Genomic DNA, 10,534 nt, shown 5'->3' with positions numbered 1-10,534 from the left:
CCCCCGACCCGACCCCCACCGCGAATGCGTCGGACGGTCCCGCGGAATGCACTCCCGCCGACATCAAGGTCGAGGCGCTCTCCGACAAGAGCGAGTACGCGCAGGGTGAGAACCCGCAGCTGTCCATCCGGCTGACGAACTCCAGCGCGAACCCCTGCACGATGAACGTGGGCACGAGCGCCCAGTCGTTCACCGTGACCAGCGGTTCCGACGTCTGGTGGCGTTCCACCGACTGCCAGTCGGAGCCGAGCGACATGGAGGTCACCCTCGCCGCAGGGCAGACCGTCACGAGCTCCGCGCCGCTCACCTGGGACCGCACCCGTTCCTCGGTCGGCTCGTGCGACAGCGAGCGCGCCTTCGCTCCCGGCGGCGGCGCGACGTACCACCTGAGTGTGTCGATCGGCGGCATCCCCTCCACCGGAACGGCCTCGTTCATCCTGCAGTGACCCTGAGGTGGGAATGGCGGAGGGGCGGATGCCGTGGCATCCGCCCCTCCGCCATGTCTCAGGACCGGGTGTCTCCGAACACCTCACCCTCCATGGCGTCGTACCCCTCCTGCTGCGGGTCGCCGTGCAGGCCCCCGGACAGGGCGTACTCCTCTTCGGGCGACAGCACGAGGCGATGCCGGCCGTAGATCGCGAAGGCGAGGAAGATCACGGCGTAGACCACGATGATGGCGACGATCGCGAGCAGGTACGCCGAGTTCAGCAACAGGCCGAAGAACACGACCGCGGCGATGATCGCCGCCGAGTAGGCGCCGAACAGGCCCCACGGGCTCTTGTAGGGGCGGACGGCGTTCGGGAACTTCTTGCGCAGGACGATGAACGAGACCATCTGCAGGAAGTACGCGAGCACCGCACCCCACACCGCGATGTTCAGCACGATCGCGCCGGCGGGGCTGGCGTCGCCACCGGCCGCCTGCACGATCACCAGCGCGAGGAATCCGAGGACGGCGCCGAAGACGAGAGCGACCCACGGGGTCTTGCGGGCACCGGTGAGGGAGAGCCACCGCGGGTAATACCCCGCCCGCGAGAGCGAGTACATGTTGCGGCCGTAGGCGAACATGATGCCCATGAGGGATGCCAGGAGGCCGATCAGCGCGAGGAGCGACAGCAGGGCCGCCGCCTGATCGCCGACCATGGCGCGGAAGCCGTCGAGCAGAGGCTCGACCGACGAGCCGGTCACATCGGCGCCCAGCACGCCGGTGTTGAGGAACAGGACGATCAGACCCGTGACGATGAGGGTGCCGCGGGCCCAGAGGCCCGCGCGGGGGATGTCTCGCGCGGGGTTGTGCGACTCCTCCGCCGCGAGCGGGAGCTCCTCGATGCCGAGGAAGAACCACATCGCGAAGGGCAGCGCGAGCAGGATCGCGCCGACGCCGTGGGGGAGGAACTCCGACTGGCCCGGGTCGGGGACGATGTTCCACAGAGAACCCCAGTCGAACGCGCCGGTGACCAGCGACATGACGCCGAAGACCACGATGATGCCGATGGAGATGACCGAGACGACGATCGCGAAACCGAACGAGATGTTCGCGCCGGCGGCGTTGAGGCCGATGAAGACGGCGTAGAGGATGATCCACCAGACGAAGGACGGCAGGCTCACCCCGGTCAGGAGTTCGAGCGCCGAGTCGGCGTACTGGCCCGAGAAGTAGACGACGACGGCGGTGGTCGCGACGTACTCGATGGTCTCGGCGAGGCCCGTCGCCAGGCCTCCCCACGGTCCCATCGCGGAGCGGGCGAACGAGTAGGCGCCGCCGGTGTGCGGCATCGCGGCCGCCATTTCCCCGATCGAGAAGGTCAGCCCGTAGTACATGATCACGAGGACCACGAAGGCGATCAGCATGCCGCCGAAGCCGGCGTTGGCGATCCCGAAGTTCCATCCCGAGAAGTCACCCGAGATGACGGCGGCGACGGCGAGGCCCCACAGGCCCCACACGCCGGCCGAGCGTTTCAGGGTGCGTTTCTCGAAGTACGTGGAATCCGTCGCCGTATAGGTGGCACCGGCGACCTTTTTGCGGGAACTGCTCGAGGTGGACATGAGACCTCCAGAGGGATGCGGGCAGGCGGCGGGCTCGCCTTGCGGGAAATCATGGCCTTCTATTGGTCGACCTGTCTACCTTTGGCGTGTAAGTTCCTCGTTAAGTCCTCCACGCGCGGGGGCGACATGCACGGGGACGACGACCACCCGAGGGGAAGACCATGGCGGGCAATCTCACCACCGCAGAATTGGATGCCGCGATCGACAGCGGCGAGATCGACACGGTCATCGTGGCGTTCCCCGACGCGCAGGGGCGCCTCGTCGGCAAGCGCGTCGCCGCGCGGTTCTGGCGCGACGAGGTGCTGCCCCACGGAGCCGAAGCGTGCAACTACCTGCTCTCGGTCGATGTCGACCTGAACACCGTCGACGGGTACGCGATGTCGAGCTGGGACAAGGGCTACGGCGACATGCTGCTCGTCCCCGATCTCGATACCCTTCGGCGCGTCCCGTGGCAGCAGGGAACGGCTCTCGTCCTGGCCGACCTCGCGTGGGAGAACCGCGAGCACGTCGCGCCGTCGCCGCGCGGCATCCTGAACGCCCAGCGTGCGCGCCTCGCCGATCGTGGTCTCACCGCCTACGCGGGCACGGAGCTGGAGTTCATCGTCTTCGACGACTCGTTCCGCGAGGCGTGGGCCAAGGGCTACACCGGGCTGCGGGCCTCGACCGACTACAACGTCGACTACAACCTGCTCGCCACCACGCGGCTCGAGCCGTTGCTGCGCGACATCCGCGTCGGCATGGACGGCGCCGGCATGTACTGCGAGGGGGTAAAGGGAGAGTGCAACTTCGGCCAGCAGGAGATCGCGTTCCGCTACGCCGAAGCGCTCGAGACGGCCGACAACCACACGATCTACAAGAACGGCGCGAAAGAGATCGCCGATCGCCACGGGAAGTCCCTGACCTTCATGGCGAAGTTCAACGAGCGCGAGGGCAACAGCTGCCACATCCACCTCTCCGTCCGCGGTGACGACGGCGCCGCCGTCATGGCGGGCGAGGGGGAGCACGGCTTCAGCCCTCTCATGGAGCACTGGATCGCCGGGATCCTCGCCACCCTCCGAGAGTTCACGCTGCTGTACGCCCCGACGATCAACTCGTACAAGCGCTTCGCCCTCGGCTCGTTCGCCCCGACGGGGATCGCGTGGGGCGTCGACAACCGCACCTGCGCGCTGCGCGTCGTGGGCCACGGCTCGTCGCTGCGCGTCGAGAACCGGGTGCCGGGCGGGGACGTGAACCCCTACCTGGCGATCTCCGCGATCATCGCGGGCGGGCTGTACGGCATCGAGAACGAGCTACCGCTGCCCGCGCCTCTGACGGGGAACGCCTACACCTCCGGTGTCGACACGCTGCCGACGACCCTGCGCGAGGCCGCGCGACTCTTCTCGGAGTCGACGATCGCGCGGGCGGCCTTCGGTGACGACGTCGTCGAGCACTACCTCAACCAGGCGCGTATCGAGGTCGAGGCCTTCGACGCCGCCGTGACCGATTGGGAGCGAGTGCGTGGTTTCGAACGCCTCTGATCCGAGCAGGACCCCCGTGGTGGGGCTGACGACCTATCTGGAGCGTGCGCAGCAGGGCGTCTGGGACGTGCGCGCGGCGTTCTTGCCGCAGCAGTACTTCGACTCCGTCACCGCCTCGGGCGCCACCGCCGTGCTCCTGCCGCCGCAACCGCGGCCCGAGCAGGCCGCGGCCGCGGTGCTCGACGGACTCGACGGGCTCATCCTCACCGGCGGCCTCGACGTGCAGCCGGAGCTCTACGGCGCGGAGCGCCACCCCCTGACCGACCCCGCTCGGGCCGACCGTGACGCGTGGGAGCTCGCTCTGCTGGCGGGGGCTCGGGAGCGCGGCATCCCGGTCTTCGGGATCTGCCGCGGTCTCCAACTGCTCAACGTCGCCCTCGGCGGCACGCTCCACCAGCACCTGCCCGAGGCGCTCGGCACCGAGCGGTACCGGATCGGCGGGGGCGTCTTCGCCGAGAACGTCGTCGAGGTGGATGCCGGAACCCGCCTCGCGGGACTGGTCGGCGCCGGACCCCTCACGGTCCACAGCTATCACCACCAGGCTGTCGATCGGGTGGGCGAGGGGCTCGTCGTCACGGCCCTGACGGACGACGGTCTGGTTCAGGCCGTCGAGGCCGAGGGGGACGACTACCTCGTCGCCGTGCAGTGGCATCCCGAGGAGAACGCCGAAGACCGGCGGCTGTTCCTCGGGCTCGTCGCCGCCGCGGCGCGCTACCGGGCGTCTCGCGCGGGGGCCACCGCCCCCTCACCCGTCTTCGATTCCTCCGAGCACCAAGGAGTCCCCGCATGAGCACCTTCACCGTCATCGACCCCTCCACCGGGTCGCCGATCACCACGCTCGAGCGCGCCGAGATCGACCAGGTGGATGCCGCCGTGGCCGACGCCGTGCGCGCGCAGCGCGCGTGGGCCGCCCTCGCCCCGGTCGCGCGCGCCGACGCCCTGCGCGCGTTCGCGCGGGTCGTCGAGGCGCACGTCGAGGAACTCGCCGCGCTCGAGGTGAAGAACTCGGGCCACCCGATCGGCTCGGCCCGGTGGGAGGCGCAGCACGTCGCGCAGGTGCTCAACTACTACGCCGGTGCCCCGGAACGCCTGATCGGGTCGCAGATCCCCGTCGCCGGCGGCCTCGACGTCACGTACCACGAGCCCTACGGCGTCGTCGGGGTCATCGTGCCGTGGAACTTCCCCATGACGATCGCGGCGTGGGGCTTCGCTCCCGCGCTCGCCGCGGGGAACGCCGTCGTGCTCAAGCCCGCGGAGCTCACGCCCCTGACCGCCGTGCGCCTCGGCGAACTCGCGCTCGAGGCCGGGCTCCCCGAGGGGCTGTTCCAGGTCGTCGTCGGGTCGGGCTCGGTCGTGGGGCAGCGCTTCGTGTCGCACCCCGACGTGCACAAGGTCGTCTTCACCGGCTCGACCGAGGTGGGCACCGAGGTCGCCGCCGGATGCGCGCGGATGCTCAAGCCCGTGACCCTCGAGCTCGGCGGCAAGAGCGCGAACATCGTCTTCGCCGACGCCGACCTCGAGAAAGCCGCGGCCGGGGTTCCCGGTTCGGTCTTCGACAACGCCGGCCAGGACTGCTGCGCGCGCAGCCGCCTGCTGGTGCAGCGGAGCGTGTACGACCGGTTCCTCGAGATGCTCGAACCCGCCGTCGCGGCGTGGAAGGTCGGCGACCCGCACGACGAGTCGACCCAGATGGGACCGCTCATCTCGGCATCCCATCGCTCCACCGTCCAGGGCTTCCTCGACGGGGTCGACATCGCCTTCCGCGGTTCGGCGCCCGAGGGTGACGGCTTCTGGTTCGCGCCCGCGGTCGTGCTCGCCCAGCCGGGCGACCGCATCGCGCGCGACGAGGTCTTCGGTCCCGTCCTCGCCGTGTTGCCGTTCGACGACGAAGCGGATGCCATCCGCCTCGCGAACGACACCGCCTACGGCCTCGCGGGCTCGATCTGGACCGAGAACCTGGGCCGTGGTATCCGGGTGTCCCGCGGGGTGCGAAGCGGCGTGCTGTCGGTGAACTCGCACTCGTCGGTGCGCTACGCGACCCCCTTCGGCGGCATGAAGGCGTCCGGCCTCGGCCGGGAACTGGGCCCGGATGCCGCCGAGCACTTCACCGAGGTGAAGAACGTGTTCTACGCCACCGAGTGACCCCTTCTCCCTCTCCACCCCCACGCATAAGGAACCACAGCTCATGACCATCGACCTCACCCAGCGCCTGCGCGACCGCGTCGCCATCATCACCGGCGGGGCCAGCGGCATCGGCCTCGCCACCGCCCGTCGCTTCGCCGCCGAGGGCGCGCGCGTCGTCATCGCCGATCTCGACGAGACCACCGGCACGGCCGCCGCCACCGAGGTGGGCGGGGTGTTCCGGCAGGTGAACGTCGCCGACGAGGCATCCGTCGACGCCCTCTTCGACGGCGTCGCCGCCGACCTCGGCAGCGTCGACATCGCCTTCAACAACGCCGGGATCTCGCCCGCCGACGACGACTCGATCGAGACGACCGAGCTGCCCGCCTGGGACCGCGTGCAGGACGTCAACCTCAAGAGCGTCTACCTGTGCTCGCGCGCGGCGCTGCGGCACATGGTGCCCGCGGGGAAGGGCTCGATCATCAACACGGCCTCGTTCGTCGCGCTGCTCGGCTCGGCCACGTCGCAGATCTCGTACACCGCGTCGAAGGGCGGCGTCCTCGCCATGACCCGCGAGCTCGGCGTGCAGTTCGCCCGGCAGGGGATCCGGGTGAACGCGCTGTGCCCCGGACCCGTGAACACCCCGCTCCTGCAGGAGCTGTTCGCCAAGGATCCCGAGCGAGCCCAGCGTCGTCTCGTGCACGTCCCGATGGGCCGGTTCGCGGATCCCTCGGAGATGGCCGCGGCCGTGGCGTTCCTGGCATCCGACGACGCATCTTTCATCACCGCGACGGCGTTCGTCGTCGACGGCGGGATCACGAACGCATACGTCACGCCGCTGTGAGTCCTCGATCTGCGACGTCGTGCGGGTGCGGGATGCTCCTCGCTCGAGCGGCCGCACACGCCGCGGCCGTGACAGGCTGAGACGGTGACCGACGCGCCGCTCGACGATCTGCGCCGGGCCGTCTACCGGCCCGTGCGCAGCGGCAACGCGCTCGAGGACACGACGGCGCGGATCGTGCAGACGGTGCGTCTGGGTCTCGTCGCCCCGGGGGAGTCGCTGCCTGCGGAACGCGAACTCGCCGCGCTGTACGGTGTGAGCCGCGACACGGTCCGCGAGGCGCTGCGCGAGCTCGCCGACGCCGGGTGGCTCGAGACACGACGCGGTCGGTACGGCGGGACCTTCGTCGTCGACCCGGTGCCGCGCCCGTCTGCGCCCGCGGTCGTGTCGGAAGCCGAGCTGGGTGACGTGATCGCGCTGCGCGGTGTGCTCGAGCCCGGCGCCGCCTGGGCCGCGGCCGCGCGATCGCTGTCGGCCGACGAACGCGACGTGCTCTGGGCGCGGCACGAAGCGGCCGCGCACGCCGAGGGCGCCGATTACCGTCGACTCGACACGTTGCTGCACCTGACGATCGCGGAGGTCGCCGGCATCCCGTCGCTCGTCCCTCTTGTCGCGGAGAACCGCGCGCGCATCAACGCGTGGCTCGACACGTTCCCGCTTCTGCCCCGCAACATCGACCACTCCACGTTGCAGCACGCCGCAATCGTGTCGGCGATCCTCGCCGGGAGACCGGATGCCGCCCACGCGGCCATGCGCGACCACCTGGCCGGGTCGGAGGCGTTGCTGCGCGGGTTCTTGGCGTAGCGCTGTCGGGGCCCGGGAGAATCTTCGCGGTGCCGGGGCCGGGGCGGGTCTTCGCGGCGCCGGGCGGAGGAGTCATGGCGCAGGGCGGACGCAGGTGAGGGTTTGGGTCCTCGGGTCGCCGCATCTCTTCCGCTGAGCACGGGTGCGGGCGCGCGGATAGGCTCGGAGGATGGCTGCGGGCAAGAAACGCAAGGGGAAGAGGGCCGACGTGGAGTTCACGAACACCGCGCTGACCGACGCGCTGCAGACGCAGGACATGGCGGCGATCGCCTTCGCGCTGCGGCACGGCCCCACCGTCGTCCCGCTGATGCGCGCCGGGGACGCCGACAACCCGCTCGACATGGGCGAGGTCTGGACCTATCGGGACCCGAACACCGGACAGGTGGCGCTGCTGCTGTTCAGCGATGCGGCGCACAAACCCGCGACTCTTCCGCCGCACGTCGCGCTGCAGTCGCCGCAGTGGTTGCGGACCTTCCTCGGCATGCACGAGGAGGAACTCACCACCGTGTTCATCGACATCGCCGGTCCGCACCCGATCCAGGCGAGCCCGGCCGATCTGATCGCGGCTCTCGACGCCTGAGCGCCGCCGGGGGAGGTTCTCGGCGTCGAGTGTCCACAACACCCGGCGGGTCGCGCGGGTGAGGTGAGAGTGACAGACTCGGGGGATGGAGTACGTGATCACCGCGGCCGTGTGCGCCGCCGGACTCGCCATCCCCGCAGTTCTCGGGATGACGTCGCCGCACCGTCGCCGGCGGTCCGCTCCTCCCGGCCGCTGAGCCGCGGCTCAGCGAGAGGCCTGGTCATCCGCCCGGACGCGCCCCTTCCGCGCGGAGCGGGCGGCGTCAGAACCCCGGTTCGCTGTCGTCGCGCGGCACGCCGCGCACCTGCAGTTCGTTGAGCGCTTGCGCGAGCTTGCGCGAGGAGGCGTCGAGCACCGTGTGGTAGCCGAGGCGCTTCGCCTCGGACGCGCGTTGCGCGGCCTGCGTGACGTTGCGGATCTCGCCGGTCAGCGTCAGCTCGCCGATCGCGGCGAGGCGCTTGGACACCTTGCGGTTCTTCACCGCGTTGGCCACGGCGATGGCGATCGCGAGGTCGGCTGCCGGTTCGACGAGGCGGACCCCGCCGACCGTGGACACGTAGACGTCGCGGTCGGACAGCGTGAGTCCCATGCGGCTCTCGAGCACCGCCAGCACCATCGCCACGCGCGACGAATCGACGCCGTTCACGATGCGGCGCGGGTTGGGTGCGGTCTGCCGCACCGCGAGAGCCTGGATCTCGACGGGCAGCGCGCGCCGGCCCTCCATCGCGATGGTCACGCACGTGCCCGGTTCGGGTTCGCCGTGCCCGAGGAAGAGCGCGCTCGGGTCGGCGACCTCGGCGATGCCGGTGCCGGTCATGTCGAAGCAGCCGACCTCGTCGGTCGGGCCGAAGCGGTTCTTGAGCGCACGCACGAAGCGCAGCGACGTCTGCCGATCGCCCTCGAAGTGGCAGACGACGTCGACGAGGTGTTCGAGGATGCGCGGGCCGGCGATCGATCCGTCTTTGGTCACGTGGCCGACCAGGATGATCGGCAGTCCGCGCTCCTTCGCGACACGGATGAGGGCGGATGCCACCTCGCGCACCTGCGCGGGCTGGCCCGCCGCCCCGTCGCTGTGGGCCGAGGAGATGGTCTGCACCGAGTCGACGATCAGCAGGCCGGGCTCGACCTGGTCGACGTGGCCGAGGATCGTGGCCAAGTCGGTCTCGGAAGCCAGGAACAGCTCATCGTGGAGGGCACCCGTGCGCTCGGCGCGCAGGCGCACCTGCGCGGCCGACTCTTCGCCGCTCGCATACAGCACGCGACGACCGGCGTGTGCGCTCTTCGCCGCGACCTCGAGCAGAAGCGTCGACTTGCCGACGCCGGGCTCGCCGCTGAGCAGGATAGCCGCCCCCGGGACGATGCCCCCGCCCAGCACGCGGTCGAACTCGCCCACTCCGCTCGTGCGACGCGGGGCGTCTTGCGTGTCGATCTCGGTGATGCGCCGCGCCGCGCGCGCGGCACCCGGCGCCACCGGGACGATCGAGCGCACGATGCCCGTCTGCTCGGCGGCCTCGACGACCGTGCCCCACGACTGGCACTCGCCGCAGCGGCCGACCCACTTCAGCGTCGTCCATCCGCACTCGGTGCACCGGTACGGAGCAGGGGCGGTAGCGGGACGTCGGGATGCCATGTGCCCAGGCTACGCGGGGCCTCCGACATCGATCCGTCGGGGCACGGCATCCGGAATCAGGGGAGAGAGATGCCGTACTCCAGGGCTGCCTCTTCGAACCGAGCGGCGAGGCGGGGCCACCGCTCTTCGGCGCCGAAGCGGTCGCGGGCGGCCCCGAACTGTGCGCGGGCGTCATCCGTGCGCCCGGTCGCGCAGTACCAGGCGAAGAGGTCGTCATCGAGGACGAATCCGCTCTCGCGGAGAGTGCGGGCAAGGGAGGGCGCGTCGGTGATCCCGTCGAGGTGCGCCACCACCTGTTCGATCGCCGCCGGGAGCGCGGTACCGAGGGCATCGGCATCCCGTTCCACGTCGACGCGATCGGTCGGCCAGTCGCTGACCTCCTCGAACCGGGTCTCGAACTGCGCGTTCGCGCGGGTCGGATCGTCGGGGAGGGTGCGCCCGATCGCGCGATCGAACTCCGCGACGTACGCCCGTGCGTTGACGTAGAACCGGACGCTGCCGGCGCTGTTGCCGTGGCTCCGCTGAACGTCGATCTCGTGCACGATGCCGTCGCCGACACGGGTCCAGACGTACCTCTTCTTGCGGAATCCGTGTCGCTTGAGCACCCCGCCGATCGCGGCGACGGCCTCGGTGAAACGATCCTCGAGCTCGCTCATACGCCGATGCTACCGATGCGGATCAGCCGCGCAGCGAGTCGGCGACGGTCGTCAGCGCGTCGGCGGAGCGGCGCAGGAGCGCCAGCTCCGGGTCGGAGAACGGCGTGCCCGCCAGGGGAACGGCACCCTTCGCGCTGACGATCGAGGGGACCGACAGCGCCATGCCGCTGATGCCGTGGAAGTCCTCGAGCACGGTGCTCACGGGCAGGATCGCGTGCTCGTCGCGCAGGATCGCCTCGACGATGCGGGCGCTGGAGAGACCGATCGCGTAGTTCGTGGCGCCCTTGCCCTGGATGACCTTGTAGGCGGCGTCGCGGACGTCGACGGCGATGGCATCCAGTTCGT

10 protein-coding genes and 1 pseudogene are annotated in these 10,534 nt (G+C 70.4%); 7 read left to right on the top strand and 4 right to left on the bottom strand.

Annotation, left to right across the window (positions count from 1 at the left end; translation table 11 throughout):
- Positions 1-446 (top strand): DUF4232 domain-containing protein (locus NS220_RS10140; protein WP_058623956.1); only part of this gene is annotated, 446 nt, incomplete at its 5' end.
- A gap of 58 nt (positions 447-504) precedes the next feature.
- Here NS220_RS10140 and NS220_RS10135 read toward each other — a convergent pair.
- Positions 505-2,040: an amino acid permease gene (locus NS220_RS10135; RefSeq protein ID WP_058623955.1), complete on the bottom strand. Its 1,536-nt coding sequence runs from the start codon at positions 2,038-2,040 to the stop codon at positions 505-507.
- A gap of 161 nt (positions 2,041-2,201) precedes the next feature.
- On the opposite strand from NS220_RS10135, the gene NS220_RS10130 reads away from it, so the two are divergent.
- From NS220_RS10130 to NS220_RS10105, 6 genes are all read left to right on the top strand, one after another.
- Positions 2,202-3,557 (top strand): glutamine synthetase family protein, encoded by a 1,356-nt coding sequence (locus tag NS220_RS10130; RefSeq protein WP_058623954.1) that lies wholly within the window; start codon positions 2,202-2,204, stop codon positions 3,555-3,557.
- Complete coding sequence (locus NS220_RS10125) at positions 3,538-4,347, top strand: gamma-glutamyl-gamma-aminobutyrate hydrolase family protein (RefSeq protein WP_058623953.1); 810 nt, start codon at positions 3,538-3,540, stop codon at positions 4,345-4,347. Before NS220_RS10130 ends, NS220_RS10125 begins: the two co-directional genes overlap by 20 nt.
- Entirely contained in the window at positions 4,344-5,699 is a 1,356-nt protein-coding gene (locus NS220_RS10120) for an aldehyde dehydrogenase family protein (RefSeq protein WP_058623952.1), read from the top strand. Before NS220_RS10125 ends, NS220_RS10120 begins: the two co-directional genes overlap by 4 nt.
- 43 nt (positions 5,700-5,742) lie before the next feature.
- Positions 5,743-6,522 (top strand): 3-oxoacyl-ACP reductase, encoded by a 780-nt coding sequence (locus tag NS220_RS10115; RefSeq protein ID WP_058623951.1) that lies wholly within the window; start codon positions 5,743-5,745, stop codon positions 6,520-6,522.
- Positions 6,523-6,606: 84 nt separating this feature from the next.
- Positions 6,607-7,323, top strand: coding sequence for a FadR/GntR family transcriptional regulator (locus tag NS220_RS10110; protein ID WP_058623950.1), 717 nt, complete (start codon positions 6,607-6,609; stop codon positions 7,321-7,323).
- A 169-nt stretch (positions 7,324-7,492) separates the two neighbouring features.
- Positions 7,493-7,903, top strand: coding sequence for a hypothetical protein (locus NS220_RS10105; protein ID WP_058623949.1), 411 nt, complete (start codon positions 7,493-7,495; stop codon positions 7,901-7,903).
- Between the two features lie 262 nt (positions 7,904-8,165).
- On the opposite strand, the gene radA is transcribed toward NS220_RS10105, so the two are convergent.
- The 3 genes and pseudogenes from radA to NS220_RS10090 all read right to left on the bottom strand — a co-directional run.
- Positions 8,166-9,533: a DNA repair protein RadA gene (gene radA, locus NS220_RS10100; RefSeq protein ID WP_058623948.1), complete on the bottom strand. Its 1,368-nt coding sequence runs from the start codon at positions 9,531-9,533 to the stop codon at positions 8,166-8,168.
- A gap of 56 nt (positions 9,534-9,589) precedes the next feature.
- Entirely contained in the window at positions 9,590-10,189 is a 600-nt protein-coding gene (locus NS220_RS10095) for a DUF4304 domain-containing protein (protein ID WP_058623947.1), read from the bottom strand.
- 22 nt (positions 10,190-10,211) lie between these two features.
- A pseudogene (locus tag NS220_RS10090) lies at positions 10,212-10,534 on the bottom strand (L-lactate dehydrogenase); the annotation flags it as partial.

Source organism: Microbacterium testaceum, assembly GCF_001476655.1.
Taxonomy (GTDB): Bacteria; Actinomycetota; Actinomycetes; order Actinomycetales; family Microbacteriaceae; genus Microbacterium; species Microbacterium testaceum_C.
The sequence above is the reverse complement of the archived record's forward strand: the minus strand, read 5'-3'. Positions and strand labels throughout refer to the sequence as shown.